The 22,545-nt window shown below is 57.7% G+C and carries 24 protein-coding genes; 5 read left to right on the top strand and 19 right to left on the bottom strand.

Annotated elements, in window-relative coordinates; all coding sequences use genetic code 11:
• Positions 1–70: 70 nt before the first annotated feature.
• The 10 genes from QLG21_RS06565 to QLG21_RS06520 all read right to left on the bottom strand — a co-directional run bounded on the left by QLG21_RS06565 (position 71) and on the right by QLG21_RS06520 (position 8,735).
• Positions 71–1,981, bottom strand: coding sequence for a PRD domain-containing protein (locus QLG21_RS06565; RefSeq protein ID WP_282484093.1), 1,911 nt, complete (start codon positions 1,979–1,981; stop codon positions 71–73).
• Positions 1,982–2,000: 19 nt separating this feature from the next.
• On the bottom strand, positions 2,001–3,137 hold the full coding sequence (locus QLG21_RS06560) for a lactonase family protein (protein ID WP_282484092.1): 1,137 nt from the start codon (positions 3,135–3,137) through the stop codon (positions 2,001–2,003).
• A gap of 114 nt (positions 3,138–3,251) precedes the next feature.
• Entirely contained in the window at positions 3,252–3,992 is a 741-nt protein-coding gene (locus QLG21_RS06555; RefSeq protein ID WP_006179061.1) for a KDGP aldolase family protein, read from the bottom strand.
• Complete coding sequence (locus QLG21_RS06550) at positions 3,989–5,107, bottom strand: DgaE family pyridoxal phosphate-dependent ammonia lyase (protein WP_282484091.1); 1,119 nt, start codon at positions 5,105–5,107, stop codon at positions 3,989–3,991. The genes QLG21_RS06555 and QLG21_RS06550 overlap by 4 nt, the downstream gene beginning before the upstream one ends.
• Entirely contained in the window at positions 5,091–6,224 is a 1,134-nt protein-coding gene (locus tag QLG21_RS06545; RefSeq protein WP_042322571.1) for an amidohydrolase/deacetylase family metallohydrolase, read from the bottom strand. The genes QLG21_RS06550 and QLG21_RS06545 overlap by 17 nt, the downstream gene beginning before the upstream one ends.
• A gap of 42 nt (positions 6,225–6,266) precedes the next feature.
• Positions 6,267–6,908, bottom strand: coding sequence for a DUF4310 family protein (locus tag QLG21_RS06540; RefSeq protein WP_006179056.1), 642 nt, complete (start codon positions 6,906–6,908; stop codon positions 6,267–6,269).
• 13 nt (positions 6,909–6,921) lie between these two features.
• Positions 6,922–7,698 carry a DUF4311 domain-containing protein gene (locus QLG21_RS06535; protein WP_006179055.1) on the bottom strand — a complete coding sequence of 259 codons (777 nt, stop codon included), beginning with the start codon at positions 7,696–7,698 and terminating at the stop codon, positions 6,922–6,924.
• A gap of 22 nt (positions 7,699–7,720) precedes the next feature.
• Positions 7,721–8,020 carry a DUF4312 family protein gene (locus QLG21_RS06530; protein ID WP_282484090.1) on the bottom strand — a complete coding sequence of 100 codons (300 nt, stop codon included), beginning with the start codon at positions 8,018–8,020 and terminating at the stop codon, positions 7,721–7,723.
• Between the two features lie 2 nt (positions 8,021–8,022).
• Positions 8,023–8,385, bottom strand: a complete 363-nt coding sequence (locus tag QLG21_RS06525; RefSeq protein WP_006179053.1) for an SFCGS family glycine-rich protein — start codon at positions 8,383–8,385, stop codon at positions 8,023–8,025.
• An 11-nt stretch (positions 8,386–8,396) separates the two neighbouring features.
• Complete coding sequence (locus QLG21_RS06520) at positions 8,397–8,735, bottom strand: glycine dehydrogenase (RefSeq protein ID WP_088208733.1); 339 nt, start codon at positions 8,733–8,735, stop codon at positions 8,397–8,399.
• Positions 8,736–9,153: 418 nt separating this feature from the next.
• On the opposite strand from QLG21_RS06520, the gene QLG21_RS06515 reads away from it, so the two are divergent.
• Entirely contained in the window at positions 9,154–9,309 is a 156-nt protein-coding gene (locus QLG21_RS06515) for a Hok/Gef family protein (RefSeq protein WP_282484089.1), read from the top strand.
• A gap of 70 nt (positions 9,310–9,379) precedes the next feature.
• On the opposite strand, the gene cybC is transcribed toward QLG21_RS06515, so the two are convergent.
• Positions 9,380–9,766, bottom strand: coding sequence for a cytochrome b562 (gene cybC, locus QLG21_RS06510; RefSeq protein ID WP_006179050.1), 387 nt, complete (start codon positions 9,764–9,766; stop codon positions 9,380–9,382).
• Between the two features lie 37 nt (positions 9,767–9,803).
• On the bottom strand, positions 9,804–11,156 hold the full coding sequence (gene pmbA / locus QLG21_RS06505; RefSeq protein WP_006179049.1) for a metalloprotease PmbA: 1,353 nt from the start codon (positions 11,154–11,156) through the stop codon (positions 9,804–9,806).
• A gap of 95 nt (positions 11,157–11,251) precedes the next feature.
• On the opposite strand from pmbA, the gene yjgA reads away from it, so the two are divergent.
• Positions 11,252–11,803: a ribosome biogenesis factor YjgA gene (gene yjgA, locus QLG21_RS06500; RefSeq protein WP_006179048.1), complete on the top strand. Its 552-nt coding sequence runs from the start codon at positions 11,252–11,254 to the stop codon at positions 11,801–11,803.
• Between the two features lie 89 nt (positions 11,804–11,892).
• On the opposite strand, the gene mpl is transcribed toward yjgA, so the two are convergent.
• The gene (gene mpl, locus QLG21_RS06495) at positions 11,893–13,272 is read right to left on the bottom strand and encodes a UDP-N-acetylmuramate:L-alanyl-gamma-D-glutamyl-meso-diaminopimelate ligase (protein WP_006179047.1); all 1,380 of its coding nucleotides are present in this window, start codon (positions 13,270–13,272) and stop codon (positions 11,893–11,895) included.
• Between the two features lie 198 nt (positions 13,273–13,470).
• On the opposite strand from mpl, the gene fbp reads away from it, so the two are divergent.
• Positions 13,471–14,469, top strand: a complete 999-nt coding sequence (fbp, locus tag QLG21_RS06490) for a class 1 fructose-bisphosphatase (protein WP_006179046.1) — start codon at positions 13,471–13,473, stop codon at positions 14,467–14,469.
• 150 nt (positions 14,470–14,619) lie between these two features.
• Positions 14,620–14,913, top strand: coding sequence for a LysR family transcriptional regulator (locus QLG21_RS06485; RefSeq protein WP_153681985.1), 294 nt, complete (start codon positions 14,620–14,622; stop codon positions 14,911–14,913).
• A 34-nt stretch (positions 14,914–14,947) separates the two neighbouring features.
• Here the strand turns inward: QLG21_RS06485 and QLG21_RS06480 are convergent, their stop codons facing one another.
• The 5 genes from QLG21_RS06480 to ytfQ form a co-directional block, all read right to left on the bottom strand.
• Positions 14,948–16,516: a methyl-accepting chemotaxis protein gene (locus QLG21_RS06480; RefSeq protein WP_282484088.1), complete on the bottom strand. Its 1,569-nt coding sequence runs from the start codon at positions 16,514–16,516 to the stop codon at positions 14,948–14,950.
• A 96-nt stretch (positions 16,517–16,612) separates the two neighbouring features.
• Positions 16,613–17,611 carry a galactofuranose ABC transporter, permease protein YjfF gene (gene yjfF / locus QLG21_RS06475; protein WP_042322562.1) on the bottom strand — a complete coding sequence of 333 codons (999 nt, stop codon included), beginning with the start codon at positions 17,609–17,611 and terminating at the stop codon, positions 16,613–16,615.
• On the bottom strand, positions 17,598–18,623 hold the full coding sequence (gene ytfT / locus QLG21_RS06470; RefSeq protein WP_161975916.1) for a galactofuranose ABC transporter, ATP-binding protein YtfT: 1,026 nt from the start codon (positions 18,621–18,623) through the stop codon (positions 17,598–17,600). The genes yjfF and ytfT overlap by 14 nt, the downstream gene beginning before the upstream one ends.
• Positions 18,624–18,633: 10 nt before the next feature.
• Positions 18,634–20,136: a galactofuranose ABC transporter, ATP-binding protein YtfR gene (ytfR, locus tag QLG21_RS06465; protein ID WP_006179041.1), complete on the bottom strand. Its 1,503-nt coding sequence runs from the start codon at positions 20,134–20,136 to the stop codon at positions 18,634–18,636.
• A gap of 102 nt (positions 20,137–20,238) precedes the next feature.
• On the bottom strand, positions 20,239–21,195 hold the full coding sequence (ytfQ, locus tag QLG21_RS06460; RefSeq protein ID WP_006179039.1) for a galactofuranose ABC transporter substrate-binding protein YtfQ: 957 nt from the start codon (positions 21,193–21,195) through the stop codon (positions 20,239–20,241).
• A 308-nt stretch (positions 21,196–21,503) separates the two neighbouring features.
• Between ytfQ and ppa the strand changes: the two genes are divergently transcribed.
• A complete protein-coding gene (gene ppa, locus QLG21_RS06455; RefSeq protein WP_042322557.1) occupies positions 21,504–22,034 on the top strand; it encodes an inorganic diphosphatase in 531 nt (176 codons plus the stop codon).
• A 165-nt stretch (positions 22,035–22,199) separates the two neighbouring features.
• Here ppa and QLG21_RS06450 read toward each other — a convergent pair whose 3' ends face one another.
• Positions 22,200–22,544: a gamma-glutamylcyclotransferase gene (locus tag QLG21_RS06450; protein WP_006179035.1), complete on the bottom strand. Its 345-nt coding sequence runs from the start codon at positions 22,542–22,544 to the stop codon at positions 22,200–22,202.
• Position 22,545: the final 1 nt, after the last annotated feature.

Below are 22,545 nucleotides of genomic sequence, written 5' to 3'. Positions count from 1 at the left end.
CCGGTAATGAGCAATGTGTAATGCAGTTTAGCATTACATTCGCATTACATCGAATTCTGGATAGCGCCTCTCAAAACCGGCTCAAACTCTCCATCGCTACCGCCTTAAACGCGTCAAAACTCCCGCAACTGCAGAGTCGCGTCATGGCGCGCTCGCGCAGGAAGGTGACGAAAATGTCGTAGATCGCCATTGCCTCTTCATACTCGCGCTTGCTGATGGCGAGCAGGAAGATGACGTGCGCGGTTTCATCGCCCCACGGTATGCCCTGCGGGGCCAGCACCGTATAGACCACCGTTTTCTGCGCCAGCAGTCCCAGGGAGTGCGGCAGCGCGATACCGTCACCGAGCATGGTGCTGACGATGGCTTCACGCTCAACAACCGAATCCAGAAATTCCGCACCAACGAAGCCTTCGCTTTCAAGCTGTTCACACAGCTCCCGGAACAGCGTTTGCTGGTCAATCGGCGTATCAAGAATGCGAAAATGGGCCGCGTCGAAGTATTTATCCAGCATCCACGGACGGGTGCGGTCCACCAGCACCAGCTTGCCGATTTGCTCCAGCTGGTAGTCCGTCGGGAACGGCGCGATCATCACCACCGGTTTGGACTTTTCACTCACGCGGGCGGTGGAGATCACAAAGTCTTCGCTGATAGCGTCAGCCAGCTCGTACTCGCGCAACGTGAGCGTGCGCGTGACCTCAATCTGCGGGTATTTGCGCTGCAGCACCGCCTCAATCATTCGTACCATCGCGTTACCGGCGTCGCACACCAGCAGCACGCGCGGCTGGCGCTGGTAGCCAATATTGTAGTGACGCTCCAGCCCGACGCCGATATGCAGCACCAGGAAGCCTATTTCGTTTTCGCTGATCACATACGGGGTGTATTTGCCCCAGCTCGACACCGCCGCCAGCGTCATGTCCCAGGCCATCGGGTAGTGCTGCTTGATGTTATCCAGCAACGGGTTAGGGATCATTATCTGATAGCGCACGCGGGTGATCATGGTTTTGATGTGCGTGAGCAGGTCTGCATGCAGCTGCTCGTCGCTCAGCAGATTGTAGTTATAGTGGGTGTTGATATAGCGCAGGATATAGTTGACCAGGGCTTCGTCATCATCGGCGTTGATCGCGCTCGGCGCGATCTCCTGGATCTGCCGCGCCGCAATGTGGACGCATAGCCAGTTCTCCTCGGAAGGGGAAAGCGGCTTGCCCGCGAGCTGCTGGATGGTCACCGCAATATCTTTTGCCGCCTCGCGCACGTTCTCCTCGACATCCTCCGCGTGGAACTCCGGCAGCGGATAACCTTCGCTGATGCGACGCACCGAGACCGCACAGTACAGGCGCAGAAACAGCTCGCCTTCATCGGTCAGGCGGATATGGTGGCGGGTCAGCGCGTCGTGCAGCACCGTGACCATCTGCTCCGGCACGCCAGCGTTGAGCGCCACGTCGGTGACCAGCGGGTTCAGGCTGTCCTGCTGCGCCAGCTCCCACAGCAGGTCGGTCAGGCACGCGCGCGTCGACATCTCGCTGCCAAACAGCTTCATGCCGTGGCGCGGACGGGTTTCCAGCGTCAGGTTATAGCGCTGGAAAAGCTCACGCACCTCCACCATGTCGCTTTGCAGCGTGGCGCGGCTGATAAACCACTCGTCGGCCAAATCTTCCAGCTTGATTGAAAACGCTGACGTCAGAAAACGCACCACCAGATAGTGCACGCGCTCCGGCCCGGTTCGCGGTATGCGCAGCGCGCGCGGGTGAGAGGCCTGCAGCTGCTGATAACGCGCGGCGTCGTCAATTTTCAGCTGATAGCCATTGCCACGGCTCAGAATAAACTGCGCCCCGTGGCTCGCCAGCAGCGCGTTCAGGGCGGTGATGTCAGCACGGACGGTTCGCGTGGAGACCGACAGCCGCTGCGCCAGCTCGTCCTGCGGCAGCGTCTCGTTTTGCAACAGATCGAAAAGTTGCGCTAAACGTTGGTTCGGAAATCGCACGTCGTTGTCCTCTTACTGCTTAGGGTGAAATGACCATCTGGGATGGGCTGCCGACCGGCGTATAGTCTGGCTCTGCGCTCAGCTTGCCGTCCTGCGCCACGCGAAAGCGGGTAATGTTGTCGCTGCGCTGGTTCATTACGTACAGCCAGCGCCCTTGTTTATCGAGCGTCAGGGTGCGCGGGTAATCGCCCCGCGTCCAGACGTCGTCCCGGTGCGTCAGCGTGCCGTCCGCTGTTACGGTAAAGTGCCCGATGCTGTTATGCAAACGATTAGCCACATACAGCTGCTTACCGTCCGCGCTCAGCGCCAGCCCGGCAGCAAAGCTGGTGCCTTTATACCCCGCAGGCAGGGCGGAGACCGTTTTGCCCTCTTTCAATCGGCCTGCGTTGTCCAGCGTATAATGGGTCAGCGTCGAGGCTTCTTCGTTAATCAGCCACAGGGCATCGCCTTTTGGCGTGAAGACGAAGTGTCGTGGCCCGGCACCTTTTGAAGAGGCGCTGATGAACGGCGGATCGTTCGGGGTAAGTTCTCCGGATCGTTCGTCAAAGCGATACTGATAGATCCGATCCAGCCCCAGATCGGTAGAAAACACGTACTTCCCGCTCGGATCGGCGGCGATCATGTGCGCATGTGGGCCGTTATGATCGCTCATCGCGAAGCTGCCTTCCGCTGCCGCCTCGGGTTTGGCCGCTCCCGGTTCCCCGCTATCCTGATGGGTATCCGTGGCCTCACCCAGGCTGCCGTCCACCTTAACCGGTAAAACAGCGATTGAGCCGCTCACGTAATTCGCCACCAGCAGATGCTGACCGTTCGGCGTCAGGGAGAGATAGACCGGCCCCGCACCGCCGGAGGCTACCTGATTTAACTCGCTCAGCTCGCCGTTCTCACCGATGCGCAGCGCCTGCACTACGCCCTGCTCCACCTCGCTTGCCAGATACAGCGTTTTACCGTCGTGTGAGACGGTAAGCTGCGCGGCGTTCGGCAGCTTGCTCACCAGCGTTTTGTTCGCGAGCGCACCGGTTTGCGGGTCGAGGGTAAAGCGGTACAGCCCTTCACCGTTTGGGTTGTAGGTTCCCACCCAGGCGTACTGCGTCTGGGCGATGGCGGTGGTAGCGAGTAACGAGAGTGAAGCGACGAGCAGGTTGCGGGTGTGCATGGTGGCTCCTTTGGTGTGTGCGGTGTGTTTCCCCTCACCCCGGCCCTCTCCCAAAGGGAGAGGGGGTAAAAGTTCCCTCTCCCTTTGGGAGAGGGTTAGGGTGAGGGAGAGAGACTACTTAACCAGCTTCTTCGTCATCTCCAGCAGCGTGCGCACATCTTCCGGGCGCGTATCGCCGCTGGCTTTATCGATAATAGAACTGTAAATATGCGGTATGATCTTGCTCACGCCCGCATCCAGAGCAATCTGCAGGATCTCTTCAAAGTTTTCCAGATCGATACCGCCGGTCGGCTCGAGCCAGAAGTCGTGACGGGCGCAGGCTTGCGCCACCGCGGTGTACTCATCGCGGCACTTCAGCCCACCCATCGGGAAGTATTTGATGGAGCTGCCGCCGAAATCTTTCAGCAGGGCAATGGCGGTTTCAACCGGGACGATCCCATCCGGTGCCGCGCTGCTCAGCGGGCCGGTGGAGATCTTGACCATGCCGACGGTGCCGGTTGGCGAGACCAGGCCGTTCACCACGGACTCGCTCTGCCCCAGCAGCGCACGGCTGGTGGCGACGCCGGTAAAGACCTGATTAACGTGCTGCGGCTGCACCTGACGGGAGATTTCGCTCACCATTGCAGACTGGTTCGGATCGCCCGCGCCCAGCCCCACGGAAAGCGCGTTATCGATAAGCGCGGCGTACTCGCGCATGTCGGCGACCGCGCTGTCTACGTCCGGATAATTTTTGGAGAGCACGCCCACCAGCACGTGGCCTTCCGCCGCCTCGTAGATGGCGCTGGCGTTGGCTTTGGAGCCTGCCAGCACGTTGAGGCACACGCGGTCACGGTAAAAATTGGGGGTCAGTTTCATGCGTTTTTCTCCTGTCCTAATACTTCGCTAATGCGGCGGTACACAATATTCAGCTGGTCAGCATTCACGCTGCGCACGTCCGCCTCGATAATCCCTTCGTTGGCCTTGTAACCACGGAAGTAGATGGCGTATTCACCCTGCTTGAGCTTATTCACCAGGTCACCGGTGCCAACACCGGTGGCGGCTTCGTCAAACTTAATCTCGGTGCGGGCGATATCGCGACCGGCGCTGTCCCAGACCACGCGCGCCGTGACGCCGTTCAGGGTGTTAAGCGCATCGATAAACGGCGTCATCTTCGCCACCATCTCCGCCCCGCTCTCTTTGGTCGCCGTCAGGTAGTGTTCGATGGCGCAGGTCAGGCCGAGGATCCCCTCCTTGCCCACCTTCATGGCGCGGCCAATGCCCGCCGTCTGGCGTTTCACCCACTCGACGTACTGGGTTTTGCCGATCACCAGGCCGCTGGTCGGGCCTTCAATGGCTTTCGCGCCGCTGTAGATCACCAGGTCCGCGCCGGAGCGGTAGTAAGCGTGCAGATCTTCTTCCGCTGCGGCATCAACGATCAGCGGCAGATCGTGCTTACGGGCGACAACCGCCGCCTGCTCGACGCTGAGCATGCTTTTTTGCACGCAGTGGTGTGATTTGATGTAGAGGATCGCTGCAGTGCGCTGGGTGATCGCCGCCGCCAGCTGATCGGCAGAGCATTCGTTCGCGTAGCCAGCCTCCACCAGCTTGCCGCCGCCCAGCGCCACCATGGTGCCGACCGGCGCGCCAAAGTTGACGTTGTGCCCTTTCGGCAGGACGATTTCGTTGTTCTCAATCGGGGTGACGTGCAGGTTTTCCAGCAGCCAGTCGCTGTCTTTGACCAGGACCGCCGCCACGGATTGCGCAATACCCGCCGAGGCGCAGGAAACCACCGTCGCGCCTTCCACGTCCAGCAGCTTCGCGATGTACTCCCCGGTTTTGTTGACCAGATCTTTCATCTCGAAGTAGTGGTTCATGCCGTCCATTGCCGCCTGCACCACTTCCGGGCGCGGCGTGGAGACACCCAGCGCCGTCATGCGGCCAGAGGTGTTGATAACCTGCTTTAAATTGTACTTCTCATAAATCGAAGGCATGTTCCGTGCTCCCTTGTTCGGTCATGTAGCCCTTGCCCGCGCGGATGGCGGCAAGCGGCACCAGAATGTGTTCAGCCTGCAGGCTGTCGTTTTCAGCATCCACCAGCAGCGTTGGCTGGCGTTTGAGGGTGAAGAGCGTCAGATCGGCGTCGAGACCCGGCTCAATCCGCCCTTTGTGCGTCAGGCGCAGGCCGTCGGCCGCATTGGCGGTCACGCAGGCGATCACCTGCGGCAGCGACATGCCGATGGCGAGGAATTTCGACATCACACTCGCCAGTGAGCCTACCGGGCCGTTGATGCGGTTGCGGCAGTAGATATCCGAGCTGATGGTGTGCGGCAGAATGCCCATCGCGATGGCGCGTTTCGCCACTTCAAAGCTAAAGCTCGCCGTGCCGTGGCCGACGTCGAGTCGCACGCCGCGCTTCAGGGCGGCGGTGATGGACGCGCGCAGCTCGCCGGAGGGCGTCAGAATGCGGTTCGGCTTGCCGTTGTAGCAGTGAGTAATGATATCGCCGCTGCTCAGCAGCTCGGCAATTTCATCGAGGTTCGGCGGGTTGTTGCCGATGTGCACCATCAGCGGCAGATCGCCGTTCTCTTTCTGAATGGCTTTCGCGCGCACCAGTGGCGTAATGCCGTTTTCACCCACCACGCTGCTGCTCATGCGCGCTTTCAGACCAACGATAAAATCAGGGTAGCGCGCTACCGCCTGCTTCACCGCCCCGGCGTCGATATTCGCCATATTGGCGAGTTCATTTTGGGCGATCAGCCCAACGCGGGAGATGTTCAGCAGGGCAAAGACCTCGGTTGAGGCCTTGCGGGTAATCTCGTAGAAATCGTCAACGTCGTCGGCCCCGGTACTGCCCGCGTCTACCACGGAGGTGACGCCGGTGGCAATGCCAACGCTGTCCGGCTCGTCGTGGTAAATCGGGGAGTTCGGGTAGCAGTGAACGTGAGAATCGATCCAGCCGGCGCTGACAAACACATCGCCGTTCAGCTCGACCGTTTTACGTGCGGGAGCGTCAATTTCGCCCAGCGCCGCTATTTTCCCGTCCTGAATGGCGATATCGGTCAGGGTATCGTCGGTAAGGCGCGCACGGCGCAGGAGTAAATCAAACATGGGGATCTCCTGATAAGGCGGGCGCATCAGCGCCCGCAGGTATTAAAGGGCGACCGGGAACAGCCAGCCCAACAGCATCGCACCGAGGATGGCGCCGCCGGTAATCGGCTTCTGCCAGATGTAAAACAGCAGTGCGCCCAGCAGTGAACCCACGCCAATCGGAATGGAGGCGGTCATGGCGCTGAGGATGATCAAGGGTCCGAGGAAGCGGCCAGAGGCGTTACCCGCGCCCATCATCACGTCTGCGCCGTAGGTGGAGTTGCTCTGGTTGATGGTGAACTTACGCGCCAGAATGATGACGTAGCCAATCGCCAGGCCAATCACCAGACCGGTTATCAGCGCGGCAATAAAGTTGGTCACCGGGAACATAATCCCCGCGCCCAGCAGCAGCGCCGGTACACCAAGGCCTACGCCGGTCTGGATCGCCCCGCCGATATCCAGAATACCGACCAGCGACCCTTCAATAATGCGCGCGAACAGGAAGCTGGCGCCAAACGCAGCGACCGCGCCGTACACGCCGGTGTCCATTCCCGCTTTCAGCATCGCCACGAAGGCCACTTCGTTAAACGCGCCGATACCGTACAGGTAGTACATGTGTGTCCCGGCGAACACGCCGGAGGAGAGCAGGCCAACGAAGATCGGGAACGACCAGTCGGCATACCAAAAACCTTTATTCTGTTCCATATCGAGGCTCCTGTTATTTACCGCTGAGCGAGTTGTGGATCATGTCGAGCCAGTTCGGCACGGTCAGATGGAAGGATTCGATCATCTTCATGTCGAAGCCGCGGAAGAAGCCGCTCAGTACGAACAGCAGAACGATAGCCGCCATCATCACTTTAGTGACGTGGTTCCAGCCGCTCTCTTCAACGCCTTTACCAATCAGGATACCCAGCACCAGACCCGGTACGGCGTTACCCATGATCAGCTGCGCCGCGCCGCCAAACACGGTAGCCCAGAAGCCGGATTTTTTACCCGCATCGATGGCCGCCAGCCAGAAGATCACCGGCATCACGGTATTCACCAGCAGGTTGGCCGCAGGGACCAGCACCTTCACGGCGGTGACCTGAAGCGCGGCGGGAACGGAAGAGGCGGTAAGGTTAAGGAAGGTCACGACGAGCATGCCGATCACGCCGCAGGCAATCGCCATTTTGCGGGGGTCGTGCAGCGTTTCGCCGACGTTACGGTTTTTGATCATCAGCGCCGCGGCACCCCAGTTAGGGATGATGCGGTGGTCAACGTCCTGTGTGAAGGCACCTGCTGCCACCGAAGAGGCCCAGGCGTTAAAGAAGAAACCTAATCCAAAGGAGAAGTGAGAAGCCGGATCCCCTTCACAGGAGTTCAGTTCCCCCAACGTACGAAACGCGCCCATACCCTGAGTGGTAGGCGCATGAAACATGCGTGCAGCCCCGGCGCCAACACCGACGCCAACCAGGCCGCCAATGATGAGCGATTTTATTAAAATAATTAAGAACATCAGTCTGCCCTTTTATCAATAATCAGCGTTGCGTGACGAAATCCACCTGGTCAAGATTGATGGCGGTCACGTTGACGGTCACATCCAGCTCCACGCTGTAGGTGCGTCTTTCCCGGCGCAGAAAGAAGAACAGAAAGGCTTCTTTACGCACCGCTTCTTGCGCCTGAACGACCTGCACATCCTGTGGCTCAATACGCAGTAAGATATGCGATGAGGCTTTCATCACCGCAGCCTGAACCTGGTTGAGCGCATCGGCAAAGGCGCGCGCCTTAGCGTCGCCTTTGCCCTTCACTCTCACCGTTGTCGTGAACTGTTCTTTCATGCTTACGCGCCGTGCTTCTTCTGCCACGCCTGGACCAGACGCTCACCCAGCTCTTCTTTATCCATAAAGCCAAAGCCCAGCACGTTGCAGCCTTCGTTGATGGCGGTCACGCCCTCGTCCACGGAACGCATGCCGTATTTCGCTTTGTAGCCATATTTGGTTTGTGCGGTGATAGCCCCCGCGCCGCCGCTGCCGCAGAAGGAGATGCCGAAGGTCGCGTTTTCCGCCTTCATCACGTCACCCAGCTTCATGTCCGCTGCCATGCCCGGCACGACAACCGCGCGGCCACCCGCTTTTTCCACACCCGCAGCCACTTTCTGTCCTTTGCCCAGGCGGTCGCCAATCACAACGGTAATTTGTTCCATGGTATTTCTCCTTAAAGGTTGTCTTTCGCGACTTCAAAGTGAACGGAGAGCAGCCAGGCTTCTTCATCAGGAAGATTGCCAAACTGCGCTACCACTTCACGGGCAAGCCGCATTGAATCGGGTGAAATTTCGTCGAACAGCTCCGCTTCAACCTCCGGCAGCGGCTCGCCGGTCACGGACCGGTGCGCCATCGCGCGGACGTGGGAGGTCAGCATCTGCTCCTGTACTGCATTCGGGATGATGTCGTGCCGGGCCAGCAGGGCGTAGACCTGCTGCAGCATGGTGTTGGCGAGCTGCTCTGTTTGCACCGCCTGTTCCCCAACGTCGTTCATTACCGCTCCGTTAATCACTGGTCTTACCCCGTTAATGGCTCTGGAACCAAACTAACGCCGGGGAGGAATTGTTTGTAGCGAGTTGTTTTCCACTTCGAAGTGGAAAGGCGAGCAGCGGCAGTGATCTGTGCCACATAAATGCGGTGAATCTGGATAAACCGCTGCATTTACGTGATGAATATCACGCTATAACGTGGCAAATAAGGGGTAGCTGAAGCGGAAAAGATTACGAGCGTGCTCGTAGAAATGTGACGTAGATAAGGTTTTCTTATGAGGATGCGCTAGAGTGGCTGCGGGTGCTTGAGACTGACCGTCTCATGCATGGGACGGAAAGTGGAAAGCCCCGCCTGATAAAAAATCAGGGCGGGGGCTGGAAACAACACGTCGCAACCGTGGAGTTCGCTACCTCGCCCGCTTTAAGAGCAAGGAGGCATCCATGAAACGCCTGAAACCGAGTATCGGTGTTTTGATGATTATTGCACTGACAATCATCATCTTAACGCTGGTGACGCGGAAAACACTGTGCGAGATCAGTTTTCGGAACGGTTCTTTTACAGTGACAGCGCGACTGGATTGTCGCTCCGGCATGTAGGGAGCAAGGATGCGGGGGCGCGTCATGCGCCTCCGCATACGGGGAAAGGACGTACAGCTCAGGCACCCAATTAACGGTATTTCTTGTGGTACGTGTTGCGTGTCGCCACAAACCCATCGGCTGCCGCTTTGGCTTCCTTCACTTTGCCTTCGTTCGCCAGCTTCAGCGCGCCGTCAATCTGGCCCACCAGCACGTCAAATCCGTGGCGGAAGTCCTTCATTTCGGGGCTGTCAGGGGCTTTATTTTCCAGCTTCGGCGGTGTGGCTTTTTGGGCATCCAGCGCCGCTTCACGCATGTTAGTCAGTGCGTCTTTCATCTCAGACGCATTGTCCGTTTTCTGCACAACCTTCAGGTTTTGGCTGAGGATGTCCATGTTGTCTTCAAGATCGGCGGCAAACGCAGAAGAACCAAGAACCAGCGTTGACGCGGCGACGATTGCTAACAGGTGTTTACGCATTGCTCACTTCCTTTTTTATTATTTACTCAGGCGACATCTATTGGCCCGCAATCTTCATCTCGGGCAGAAGCACTGAACCACACTGAATATTGCTACGTGTTTCAATATCGTTACCGACCGTAACGATGTTGCGCCACATCTCCTTCAGGTTGCCGGCGATGGTAATTTCGCTCACCGGATACTGAATTTCGCCGTTTTCGACCCAGAAGCCAGCCGCACCGCGCGAATAGTCGCCGGTAATGCCGCTGACGCCCTGGCCCATCAGCTCGGTGACCACCAGACCGGTGCCCATCTCTTTCAGCATCTGCTCAAAGTTCAGGCCCTGTCCGGCGATGCGCCAGTTATGGATGCCGCCCGCGTGCCCGGTGCTTTTCAGCCCCAGCTTGCGCGCGGAGTAGTTGGTGAGCAGCCACTGGGTCAGAACACCGTCTTTAATAATGTCGCGACGCTCGGTGCGCACGCCTTCGCTGTCGAACGGCGTAGAGGCCAGCCCTTTCAGCAGGTGCGGATGCTCTTCAATGGTCAGCCACTCCGGCAGGATCTGTTTGCCCAGCGAGTCGAGCAGGAAAGTGGATTTACGGTAAACCGAGCCGCCGGCAATCGCGCCCACCAGATGACCAAACAGGCCGGTCGCCACTTCATTGGCAAAAATGACCGGGGCTTTCATGGTGGAGAGCTTACGAGGAGACAGACGCGACAACGTGCGCTGGGCGCACTCGGCCCCTACCCACTCAGGCGACTGCAAATCGCCCAGTGCGCGGCCAATGGTGTAGGCGTAATCCCGCTCCATATCGCCGTTTTCTTCGGCTATCACGCAGCTGGAGAGCGAGTGACGGGTCGAGCAGTAGCCCTGCAACATGCCGTGGCTGTTGCCAAAAACTTTAATACCGTAGTGGCTGTTAAAGCTGCCGCCTTCGGTATTGGTAATGCGCTTATCGGCCTGCAGGGAGGCCTGCTCGGCGCGCGCGGCCATCTCGATCGCCTCATCAGGGGTAACGTCGGCCGGGTGGAAAAGATCGAGGTCCGGGGCGTCGAACGCCAGCAGCTCTTTATCTGCCACGCCCGCGTAAGGATCCGGCGAGGTGTAGCGCGCGATATCCAGCGCCGCCTGCACCGTACGGGCGATGGCATCCGGGCTGAGATCGGTGGATGACGCGCTGCCTTTGCGATTCTGGTGATAGACCGTGATCCCCAGTGCGCCGTCGCTGTTGAATTCTACATTCTCCACTTCGCCATAGCGGGTGCTCACGCTGATGCCGGTGGTTTTGCTGACCGCCACTTCGGCGCCATCTGATTTACCTGAAGCGAGCGTCAACGCGGTGGAGACGGCTTCTTCCAGAATCTTACGCTGCGCTTCAACTTGTGAGGTTACTTTCATCGCAAATGCCATACTGTAAGAGAGAGTTAACTGAAGTCTAACAGAGAACCGTTTTTCAGTGCGCGTCTTAACTGGTAACATTAGCCTCTTTTTTTAAGGAGCCTGACATGACTAAGCAGCCCGAAGACTGGCTCGACGACGTTCCCGGTGATGACATCGAAGACGAAGATGATGAGATCATCTGGGTCAGTAAAAGTGAAATTAAACGTGACGCCGAAGAGTTAAAACAGCTTGGCGCGGAACTGGTAGAACTGGGTAAAAACGCGCTGGATAAGATCCCGCTCGACCAGGATCTGCGTGACGCCATTGAACTGGCACAGAAAATCAAAAAAGAGGGCCGTCGCCGCCAGCTTCAGCTGATTGGTAAAATGCTGCGTCAGCGCGATGTCGATCCTATTCGTCAGGCGCTGGATAAGCTCAAGAACCGTCATAACCAGCAGGTTGCGTTGTTCCATAAGCTGGAGCAAATCCGCGACCGTCTGATTGAACAGGGCGATGACGCGGTAGCCGAAGTGCTGAACCTGTGGCCGGATGCCGACCGCCAGCAGCTGCGTTCGTTGATCCGCAACGCGAAGAAAGAGAAAGAAGGGAATAAGCCGCCGAAGTCCGCGCGCCTGATTTTCCAGTATCTGCGCGAGCTGGCCGAGAACGAAGAGTAATCTGTTCCCCTCACCCCGGCCCTCTCCCCATAGGGGAGAGGAAGAAGAGGAACGTAGGCCCGGTAAGCGCAAGCGCCACCGGGCTTTTTTTACGCGTCGATGGCCGCTTCCGCTTTCTTAGCCAAACCATCCAGCAGCTTCTGATGAATCCCACCGAAACCGCCGTTGCTCATCACCAGAATGTGATCGCCCGGCTGTGCCGCTTTCACCACCATATCCGCCAGCACATCTACGTCCGCACTCCAGTGCGCAGGCTGAATGCAGGCGTCGGCCACTTCCGCGACCTGCCACGGAATATGCTGCGGCTGCAACAGGAAGACCTCATCGGCGCGGCCTAACGACGGCGCGAGATCGTCTTTGCAGATCCCCATCTTCATGGTGTTAGAGCGCGGTTCCAGCACCGCCAGAATGCGCGCGGTACCGCCGACCTTGCCGCGCAGGGCTGCCAGCGTCGCCAGAATAGCGGTTGGGTGATGCGCGAAGTCATCGTATACCGTCACGCCATGCGCTTCACCGCGCAGCTCCAGACGACGGCGGGCGTTGATAAACGTGCCCAGCGCCTTCGCCGCATCCGCAGGCACAACGCCGACGTGACGCGCCGCGGCAATCGCCATCAGGCCGTTGTGCATGTTGTGCTCGCCGACCAGGCCCCACTTCACTTCACCCACTTTTTCGCCGTCGAGCAGCACATCCCACTCGGAGGCATCAGCGTTACGTTTTTTCGCCTGCCAGTGGCCCTGCTCGCCCACCAGCTCCTGCTCGCTCCAGCAGCCCATCGCCATCGTCTGTTTCAGGTTAATGTCGTTCTCCGGCAGGATGATACGGCCCTGCCCCGGCACGATGCGCACCAGGTGGTGGAACTGCTTCTGAATGGCTTTCAGGTCGTCGAAAATATCGGCGTGGTCGAATTCAAGGTTGTTGAGGATCAGCGTGCGCGGGCAGTAGTGCACGAACTTGGAGCGTTTATCAAAGAACGCGCAGTCATACTCATCGGCTTCGATGACAAAGAACGGGCTGTCGCCCAGGCGCGCAGAGACGTCGAAGTTCCCCGGCACACCGCCAATCACGAAGCCCGGCTTGTAGCCGCAGGCTTCGAGGATCCAGGTCGCCATCCCGGCGGTGGTGGTTTTACCGTGCGTCCCGGCCACGGCGACGACCCAGCGGTCGCGCAGCACAAAATCATGCAGCCACTGCGGGCCAGACATGAACGGTATATTGCGTTCCAGCACCGCTTCAACACACGGATTACCCCGGGTCATGGCATTGCCAATGATGACGAGATCCGGCTGCGGCTCTAACTGACTGGCATCATATCCCTGAATAAGGGAGATCCCCTCTTTCTCCAGAAGCGTGCTCATCGGCGGATACACATTGGCGTCCGAACCCGTCACTTCGTGGCCCTGCGCGCGCGCCAGCAATGCCAGGCCGCCCATGAAAGTGCCACAAATCCCCAAAATATGAATGCGCATACGTCACTATCCTTCTTCAATGTGGCGCACATTTTACTCACATGTCAGCGGGTGTGAAACGCATTTCAGGTAAATCCGTATTTTGCTGGCGCGATTCACCTCTGCGCTACTATTTGAATATTTGTTAAGATTGTTGGGCTTTAGTCGTTTTAGTGAACATACGATCGCTCTACTCACATAAGATGCAGGGAAAGTGTTATGAAAACGTTAGGTGAATTTATTGTCGAAAAGCAGCACGAGTTCTCTCATGCTACGGGTGAACTGACTGCTTTGCTGTCGGCAATAAAGCTGGGCGCTAAGATCATCCACCGCGATATCAACAAGGCCGGTCTGGTCGATATCCTGGGTGCCAGCGGTGCCGAGAACGTTCAGGGCGAGGTTCAGCAGAAACTTGACCTGTTCGCAAATGAAAAACTGAAAGCTGCACTGCGCGCGCGCGACATCGTTGCGGGTATCGCCTCTGAAGAAGAAGATGAAATCGTCGTTTTCGAAGGATGCGAGCACGCAAAATACGTTGTTCTGATGGACCCGCTCGATGGCTCCTCTAACATCGACGTTAACGTCTCTGTGGGTACCATTTTCTCCATTTACCGCCGCGTCACGCCTGTTGGCACGCCGGTAACGGAAGAAGACTTCCTGCAACCGGGCAGCCAGCAGGTGGCCGCGGGTTATGTAGTGTATGGCTCCTCAACCATGCTGGTGTACACCACCGGCTGTGGCGTTCATGCGTTCACCTACGATCCGTCACTGGGCGTGTTCTGCCTGTGTCAGGAGCGCATGCGCTTCCCGGAGAAAGGCAGCACCTACTCCATCAACGAAGGCAACTACATCAAGTTCCCGAACGGCGTGAAGAAGTACATCAAGTTCTGCCAGGAAGAAGATAAAGCCACCCAGCGCCCGTATACCTCTCGTTATATCGGCTCTCTGGTCGCGGACTTCCACCGCAACCTGCTGAAGGGCGGGATCTATCTCTACCCAAGCACCGCCAGCCACCCCGACGGCAAGCTGCGCCTGCTGTACGAATGCAACCCGATGGCGTTCCTGGCCGAGCAGGCGGGCGGCAAGGCGAGCGACGGTAAGCAACGCATTCTGGACATCGTGCCGGAAAGCCTGCACCAGCGCCGCTCGTTCTTCGTCGGCAACAACCATATGGTTGAAGACGTTGAGCGGATGATCCGCGAATACCCGGACGCATAACGCACGCAATAGGGGGAGCTGCTCTGGCTCCCCTTTTTATTTATATCGTTAACCGTATAAATGAATATAAAAATGGCGCTTTAATCCGCATCCTCGCTCCTGCATTATTTTCATAACAGTTTATGAAATATTCCCTGGAGCATACCGGTGATGAAAAACTATTCCCGAGCCTGTACCGGCATCGATTTAAATCTTATTCCTGTCTTTATTGAGGTGGTACGCTGTAAAAGCCTGGCGAAGGCGTCTGTGCGTCTGGAGATGTCGCGCCCGGCAGTGAGCCTGGCGTTAAAGCGTTTCACGCAGCTCTTTAGTGAGCCGCTCTTTATTCGTAAAGGGCTGTATCTTGAACCCACCGAAAAAGCGCTGGCGCTAACCGCCACGCTGGAAATATTAATGGGCGGCATTCACGATAATATTGGCGCGGTTAATTCAGCGACAGTATAAACCCTGGCGCAAGCGCCAGGGTGGAGGCCTGTTTTCAGGCCGTTTGTGCCGTCAGCTTAAAGGACGCCATCGCAGCCAATAACTCGCGCGACTGCTCTTCCAGCGAGCGCGTCGCAGCAGAGGATTGCTGGACCAGCGCCGCATTTTGCTGCGCGGTTTCGTCCATCTGATTGACCGCAATATTGACCTGCTCAATACCACGACTCTGTTCATGAGACGCTGTCGCGATTTCACGCATCAGTTTGGTCATACGCAGCACTTCGGTGGCGATCTCATCCATCGTTTCCCCCGCCTGCTGCGCCAGCTCGCTCCCTTCATTCACGTGGGTTTGCGAATCGCTGATAAGCGCGCGGATCTCTTTAGCGGCATCGGCGCTTCGACTGGCCAGATTTCGCACTTCGCCCGCAACCACCGCAAACCCCCGCCCCTGCTCGCCCGCACGCGCCGCCTCAACGGAGGCGTTTAGCGCCAGAATGTTGGTCTGGAACGCGATGCCGTCGATCACGCTCAGGATGTCAGCAATACGCGCCGAGCTGCCGGAGATATCACGCATCTTCTCAATGACATAGCAGACCATTTCGCTGCCGTGATCGGCGGTGTCGGAAACAGTTTTCGCCAGCTGGTGCGCCTGTTCCGCATTGTCTGCGTTGAGTTTCACCGTCGCGGTAATCTCCTCCATGCTGGCCGCCGTCTGCTCCAGCGAGGTGGCGGTCGATTCCGTGCGCTGGGCGAGGTTGATGTTGCCCGCCGTAAGCTCGCGGCTGCCGGTATCGATCTGCGAACTGGCATCGCGTACGCGCAGCACCGAGCCCATCAACGACTGGCGCATCTCCTCGATGGCCGCATTTAAGCGGTTAAACTCCTGGCTTGCCGGGGCGTTGAGCGTATGCGTCAGGTCGCCCGCCGCCACATGCTCCAGCTGAGCAATAGAGGCCGACAACGGCTTAAGCAGCATATGGCGCAGAACCAGCCAGGCCAGCACGATAATGCCCGCCGTCAGCAGCGCCGCCACCACGATCAGGATCATCACCCGGGTTTTACTCGCCTGCACGGCGTTCACTTCAGCTTTGCCCCGCGCGTCGCTCCACGCCTGAAACGCCTGCATATCGTTATCAAACCGCTTCGCCACCGGCACCAGGGCGTTCTCCAGCAGATCGTAGTAGCCATCCGCGCTCTGGTCGTTCAGGGCTTTCAGCATCGGGTTGATCCCCTGCTGGTTATAGGCCGCAAGGCTCGCCGCGACCTTGTCCAGCAGCTGTTGCCCCTGCGTATCCGCCACGCCGTCGTCAATAACGGCTTTCAGCGTTTTCTGGGCCTGGATGACTTCTTGTTGAATGTTCTTCACCGCGTTTGCCGCGTCGTCGAGCATGCCGATTTCCATCATACGGACGGCCTGGCCCGCTTCATTGCGCGCACGCAGGATCAGCGTGTAACCCGAATTAAGCTGCACCATCTGCTCACCCTGAAGGTGGTTGATGCGCTGGAGTGAAGAAGAGCTCTGCGTGAGGGCATAAATGCCAATGCCGCTGACAATCAGCAGCAGAAGGGTCATAACGGCCAGTAAAGAAAGCAAGCCGGTACGAATCGATAGCGTTTTAAGCATGATATTATTTCCGGTAGCGAGATATTTCTGGGCATAAAATAAGGATATCGGCCGCTACCGGAAAATGTTTAGTCTTTAAGCAAATTCAGTGTGTTATCACTTTGTTGTCGACACGTTTACGCGTGTTACCGGCGAGCTTTGGCGGTTCTCCCAGAGTACCGTCAGGCCGCGCTGCAGGGCGATAAAGATAAACAGCAGAATGCCGATGGCAATCTTCGTCCACCATGAGCTTAGCGTGCCGTCAAAGTTGATATAGGTTTGAATCAGCCCCTGGATCGCCACGCCAAACAGCGTGCCGAGCACCGTGCCCACGCCGCCGCTGAGCAGCGTGCCGCCAATCACCACCGATGCGATCGCATCCAGTTCTACCCCCACGCCCGCCAGCGCGTAGCCTGCCTGGGTATAAATCGAGAACACGATCCCGGCCAGCGTCGCCAGCCCGGTAGAGAGCATGTAAATGCGGATCGTCGTGCTGCGCGTGGAGATCCCCATCAGGTTCGCCGAGGTGGCGCTACCGCCAATGGCATACACCTGATTACCAAAGCGGGTACGGTGCGCAAGGAAGATCCCAATCACCACCACGCCCAGCATCAGCAGCCCCATCGCGCTCAGCCGCCCGCCGCCGGGAATTTTCCACGCCAGGCTGGAGAGCGTGTCGTAGACAGGATGGTTAATCGGAATCGACTCCTCCGACACCAGATAGCTTACGCCGCGCAGGAAGAACATCCCGGCGAGGGTAATGATGAACGCCGGGATTTTGAGCGCGTCGATCAGCAGCCCCATAAACGCGCCGAACGCGCAGCCCATCACCAGCACCAGCGGGAAAGCCAGCAGCGGTGAGATCCCCCAGAAGCCAATCGCTTTGGCGAGGAACACGCCGGTAAAGGCGATCACCGAGCCAACGGAGAGATCGATCCCGCCGGAGAGGATCACAAAGGTCATTCCGACGGCAATAATGCCTAAAAAGGCGTTATCGGTCAGGATGTTGCAGATCACCCGCGTGGAGGCGAAGCCGGGGAATTGCGTCAGGCAGTAGAGATAGCCCAGCACAAACACGCCCAGCGTAATCATCAACGGTAAATTACGTTTTATCATGACCCCGGATCCCCTTAATGATGCTGACGAAGCGCGGCGACTGAACGATCAGCACGCAAAGCACGACCACCGCTTTCACCACCTGGTTTAGCTCAGGCTGGAAACCGGAGAGCAGGATCCCGGTATTCATCCCCTGAATAATCAGCGCGCCCGTCACCGAGAGCAGCAGGTTAAAACGCCCGCCCATCAGCGAACCGCCGCCGATAACGACCGCGAGGATCGCATCCAGCTCCAGCCATAGCCCGGCGTTGTTGGCATCGGCTCCGCGAATATCCGCTGCGACGATCACCCCGGCAATGGCGGCACACACGCCGCTTAGCACGTAGGTCAGCATCACCATCAGCCGCGTATTCACCCCGGCGTTTTTCGCCGCGCGAATGTTGATTCCCACTGCTTCAATGAACATGCCGAGCGCCGTTTTGCGGGTAAAGAGCCAGAACACGATCAGCGTCACCAGGGCAATAATCACCGGCATCGGGAAGTAGAGAAAATTGCCGCTGCCGATCCACGCCAGGCTCGGCGAGTCAAAGGTGACAATCTGCCCGGAGGTAATCAGCTGCGCCACGCCGCGTCCGGCAACCATTAAAATCAGGGTGGCAACAAACGGCTGTATTTTCAGCACGGCGACCAGAATGCCGTTCCACAGCCCGGCCAGTACCCCAGCACCCAGCGCGGCAAGCAGCACCATCGGCAGGCCGTGGCCGGCAACGGTCATCGACGCGGCCGTCGCGCCGGCAATGGCCATCACGGCGCCCACGGAGAGGTCGATCCCGCCGGTGGCAATCACCAGCGTCATGCCAATCGCCAGCAGCGCCACCGGGGCGGCGCGGTTTAAAATATCAATCGGGCTGCCAAACAGGCGGCCATCCTGCACGATTATCTGGAAGAAATGCGGCGCAACCAGGCTGTCCACCAGCAGAACCAGCAGCAGCGCGATGATTTGCGGCGTGCCGGTTGGCCAGGTGAAGCGGCGCTTTGTCTCGCCGGTGTGCGAAAGTGAACGGGACATCACGATTAACTCCTTATGCCGCAATGGCGTTCATGATTGCCGGAACGGAGAGCTTATCCAGCGGGATCTCGGCGACCTGCTTGCGATCGCGCATGATAATGACTCGATCGGCATAGCCCACCAGCTCCTCCAGCTCAGACGAAATCACCAGCAGCGCCAGCCCGTCGGCGCAGAGCGTTTCAATCAGCCGGATAATTTCGGCGTGCGCGCCCACGTCGATACCGCGCGTCGGCTCGTCGAGGATCAGGAACTGCGGTTTGGTTAACAGCCAGCGTGACAGCAGCACCTTCTGCTGGTTACCGCCCGAGAGAAACTCAATCGGCTGCTCCGCGCTCGGGGTGCGGATGCCGAGCTGGCGGATAAAGCGTTCAGCAATGGCGTTTTGCTCTCTACGCGGGATCGGCCTGAGCCAGCCGCGCTGCGCCTGCAGCGCGAGAATGATGTTTTCGCGCACCGAGGCGGCGGCAATAATGCCGTCCGTTTTGCGGTCTTCCGGGCAGAAACCGACGCCCAGACACGACGCCTGATGCGGCGATCGCAGGGTTTGCGGTTTGCCTTTGATCAGCGCGCTGCCGCTGTCGGCAGGCTTGATCCCGAAGATCACCTCGGCGGTTTCAGTGCGGCCCGATCCTAACAGCCCCGCCAGACCGACGATCTCGCCGGGGCGTACCTGCAGATCGAACGGCGCAATCACCCCTTTTTTGCCGAAACCGCTAAACGCAGCGACCGGTTTATCGCTGAGAAGCGTACGGCCCGCACGCTGCAGCGCGTTGGTCTCCAGTTCACGACCCAGCATCATTTTGACCAGCTCAATCTGCGGCAGCTCGCGGGTTTCGCGGCAACCGACAAAGCTGCCGTTACGCAGAACGGTAATGCGATCGCTGACGTCATACACCTGATCGAGGAAGTGGGTAACGAAGATCAGGCTCACCCCCCGATCGCGCAGCTGGCGCATCAGGGTGAACAGCATTTCCACTTCCTGGGTGTCGAGACTGGCGGTCGGCTCATCGAGGATCAGCACTTTTGCCGACAGATCGATGGCGCGGCAAATAGCCACGATCTGCTGCATCGCCACGGAAAAACGGTTCAGCGGTTCGCGAACGTCGAGCGAGAAGCCATAAGACGCCATCAGCGCTGTGGCCCGCGCTTCCATCTCTTTACGGCGCAGCAGGCCGAAGCGCCTGGGTTCCCGGCCAATAAACAGGTTGTCCGCCACCGACATATTCGGCAACAGGTTCACTTCCTGATACACCGTGCCAATCCCCAGCTGTTGGGCATGGGCGGTATTTTTCGGCGAAATGACGTTGCCCTCCAGCCAGAGGGTGCCGCGATCGGCGTGATAGACGCCGGTCAGCGCCTTAATCAGGGTGGATTTTCCCGCGCCGTTTTCGCCGAGCAACGCCATGATTTCGCCGCGACGCAGGCTGAAATCGACGTTATCCAGCGCTTTTACGCCGGGAAAGAATTTGCTTAAGCCCTCTGTGCGGAGGATTTCCTGATGGTGTTCGGTGGTCATGGTTCCCCCTGCATCAAGCCGGATGGCGCTACGCTTATCCGGCCTACAAAAAAGCGTAGCGTAGGCCGGGTTAGCGCAGCGCCACCCGGCAATTTTACTGGCTTAGTAACCCATATTTTTCTTCTTCTCTAACTCTTCTTTCGCCGTGTCCGGCAGGTAGAGCGTCGATTTGGTAATGGTCAGCTGTTCAGGCTTAGTGCCGTCTTTCTTGAATTTCTCCAGCGCGTCGAATGCCGGGCCGGCCATGTTAGGGGTCAGCTCAACGCTGGCGTTCGCTTCGCCATCCATCATTGCTTTATAGATATCCGGCACGCCGTCGATAGAGCCAGTGAGAATATCTTTGCCCGGCTTGAGGCCCGCTTCTTTAATCGCCTGGATCGCACCGATCACCATGTCATCGTTATGGGCGTAAACCATGCAGATGTTTTTGCCGTTGTTTTCCGCCTTGATAAAGCTCTCCATGACCTCTTTACCTTTGCTGCGGGTAAAGTCGCCGGACTGGGAACGGATAATCTTAATGTTTGGCGCCTTAGCGATGGCCTCGGCAAAGCCTTTCTTACGGTCGATGGCCACGCTTGCGCCGACGGTGCCCTGCAGCTCAACGACGTTGCACGGTTTGCCGTCAACCTGCTTCACCAGCCAGTCGCCGATCAATTTGCCTTCCAGCACGTTGTCAGCCGTCACGGTGGTCATATAGAGAGATTTGTCTTTTACATCGATGGAACGATCGAGCAGGAAGACCGGAATTTCAGCGTCTTTCGCTTCCTTCAGTACCGGCTCCCAGCCTGTCGCGACCACCGGGGCAATGAAAATGGCATCTACGCCCTGAGCGATGAAGGAGCGTACCGCTTTGATTTGGTTCTCTTGTTTTTGCTGGCCGTCGGCAATTTTCAGCGTGATACCGCGTTTTTCGGCCTCGCTTTTCGCCACGCTGGTCTCCGCGGCGCGCCAGCCGGATTCAGAGCCGACCTGCGAAAATCCTACGGTTAAGGGTGCAGCCATCGCCATAGACGACATGGCTGCCGAAACTGCTGTGACAAGAAGTAAGCGCTTCCACATATGAACGTCCTCGTAGGGTGTTTATTGTTGGTTAAAAGATGTTCTGCGAAAAAACTATAGCCAATGCGAGATGTAACGGATTGCGTTACATCACACTTCAGAAAAGTGAATAAAACGTTAATCACAACTTTGTAATCGCTTTCATTTCGGCATTTAAAATGCGGCTGAGTTTATGGATTTTCCTGTCATGGAAAGGGTCTGAAAAGTGGGCTTGCGGGGCAGAGAAGGCGAAAACAGGCGGAGACATTCAGCGCCAGTTGGCTATAATACCTGCCACTTGTTTACCATCCATTTTAAAGGACACAGACATGAGCTTACTCAACGTCCCTGCGGGTAAAGAACTGCCAGAAGACATCTACGTTGTTATCGAAATCCCGGCCAACGCAGATCCTATCAAATACGAAATCGACAAAGACACCGGTGCCCTGTTCGTAGACCGTTTCATGTCTACCGCGATGTTCTATCCGTGCAACTACGGTTACATCAACCACACCCTGTCTCTGGACGGCGACCCGGTTGACGTTCTGGTCCCAACGCCATACCCACTGCAGCCAGGCGCAGTCATTCGCTGCCGTCCAGTTGGCGTGCTGAAAATGACCGACGAAGCGGGCGAAGATGCCAAACTGGTTGCGGTCCCGCACACCAAGCTGAGCAAAGAGTACGATCACATTAAAGATGTGAACGACCTGCCAGAGCTGCTGAAAGCGCAGATCACTCACTTCTTCGAGCACTACAAAGACCTCGAAAAAGGCAAATGGGTTAAAGTTGACGGTTGGGACAACGCTGAAGCGGCTAAAGCAGAAATCGTTGCGTCCTTCGAGCGTGCGGCTAAGAAGTAATTCTTACTGCCGATTGCTGAAAGCCCCGCGAGCCGGGGCTTTTTTATGGCTGGAGAGTGTCGCCCGGCGGCGCTACGCTTGCACGGTCCTGAAATGAACATGCAGGCCGGGTCATCCGGCAAAAGGCGCAAAAAACAACGCCACCTTGCGGTGGCGTTGTTTTTCTCAGTACTGGTCTCTGTCTAACCAGTTACCGCTTTCAATCAGCGTTAACCCTTCGACCGAACGTTGGTACACGTACATCCATGCACTCCCGTACGGCGTCTGGATCAACTGGCGAGCGTATTCACCGCCCCTGGTGCGCAAGGCATCAAGTTCGGCTAACGTGGCATTATCAATACGATAAACCTCACCCTGTACCGTTCCGTTTCCCGGAACCGCGCCTGGATAGTGGCCCAGACTGTACAACTGGTAGTTCTCGATATTGTAATTTCCCAGCAGCAGGGCGTTGGTCATCCAGTGACTGTTGCCTTGCTTGGTGCGTAAACTGCCGTAAACAAATATTCGCATT

This window comes from Enterobacter sp. V87_3, from assembly GCF_029967835.1.
GTDB classification, from domain to species: Bacteria; Pseudomonadota; Gammaproteobacteria; order Enterobacterales; family Enterobacteriaceae; genus Enterobacter; species Enterobacter cancerogenus.
Note: the sequence above shows the minus strand (reverse complement) of the source record. Positions and strands in the feature narration are given on the sequence as shown.

Bases quoted from the DNA above. Each gene is read 5' to 3' on its own strand.
- QLG21_RS06560 (WP_282484092.1), bottom strand. From the start codon at position 3,137: ATGCACACCCGCAACCTGCTCGTCGCTTCACTCTCGTTACTCGCTACC.
- QLG21_RS06555 (WP_006179061.1), bottom strand. From the start codon at position 3,992: ATGAAACTGACCCCCAATTTTTACCGTGACCGCGTGTGCCTCAACGTG.
- QLG21_RS06550 (WP_282484091.1), bottom strand. From the start codon at position 5,107: ATGCCTTCGATTTATGAGAAGTACAATTTAAAGCAGGTTATCAACACC.
- QLG21_RS06545 (WP_042322571.1), bottom strand. From the start codon at position 6,224: ATGTTTGATTTACTCCTGCGCCGTGCGCGCCTTACCGACGATACCCTG.
- QLG21_RS06540 (WP_006179056.1), bottom strand. From the start codon at position 6,908: ATGGAACAGAATAAAGGTTTTTGGTATGCCGACTGGTCGTTCCCGATC.
- QLG21_RS06535 (WP_006179055.1), bottom strand. From the start codon at position 7,698: ATGTTCTTAATTATTTTAATAAAATCGCTCATCATTGGCGGCCTGGTT.
- QLG21_RS06530 (WP_282484090.1), bottom strand. From the start codon at position 8,020: ATGAAAGAACAGTTCACGACAACGGTGAGAGTGAAGGGCAAAGGCGAC.
- QLG21_RS06525 (WP_006179053.1), bottom strand. From the start codon at position 8,385: ATGGAACAAATTACCGTTGTGATTGGCGACCGCCTGGGCAAAGGACAG.
- QLG21_RS06515 (WP_282484089.1), top strand. From the start codon at position 9,154: ATGAAACGCCTGAAACCGAGTATCGGTGTTTTGATGATTATTGCACTG.
- cybC (WP_006179050.1), bottom strand. From the start codon at position 9,766: ATGCGTAAACACCTGTTAGCAATCGTCGCCGCGTCAACGCTGGTTCTT.
- pmbA (WP_006179049.1), bottom strand. From the start codon at position 11,156: ATGGCATTTGCGATGAAAGTAACCTCACAAGTTGAAGCGCAGCGTAAG.
- yjgA (WP_006179048.1), top strand. From the start codon at position 11,252: ATGACTAAGCAGCCCGAAGACTGGCTCGACGACGTTCCCGGTGATGAC.
- mpl (WP_006179047.1), bottom strand. From the start codon at position 13,272: ATGCGCATTCATATTTTGGGGATTTGTGGCACTTTCATGGGCGGCCTG.
- fbp (WP_006179046.1), top strand. From the start codon at position 13,471: ATGAAAACGTTAGGTGAATTTATTGTCGAAAAGCAGCACGAGTTCTCT.
- QLG21_RS06485 (WP_153681985.1), top strand. From the start codon at position 14,620: ATGAAAAACTATTCCCGAGCCTGTACCGGCATCGATTTAAATCTTATT.
- QLG21_RS06480 (WP_282484088.1), bottom strand. From the start codon at position 16,516: ATGCTTAAAACGCTATCGATTCGTACCGGCTTGCTTTCTTTACTGGCC.
- yjfF (WP_042322562.1), bottom strand. From the start codon at position 17,611: ATGATAAAACGTAATTTACCGTTGATGATTACGCTGGGCGTGTTTGTG.
- ytfR (WP_006179041.1), bottom strand. From the start codon at position 20,136: ATGACCACCGAACACCATCAGGAAATCCTCCGCACAGAGGGCTTAAGC.
- ytfQ (WP_006179039.1), bottom strand. From the start codon at position 21,195: ATGTGGAAGCGCTTACTTCTTGTCACAGCAGTTTCGGCAGCCATGTCG.
- ppa (WP_042322557.1), top strand. From the start codon at position 21,504: ATGAGCTTACTCAACGTCCCTGCGGGTAAAGAACTGCCAGAAGACATC.
- QLG21_RS06450 (WP_006179035.1), bottom strand. From the start codon at position 22,544: ATGCGAATATTTGTTTACGGCAGTTTACGCACCAAGCAAGGCAACAGT.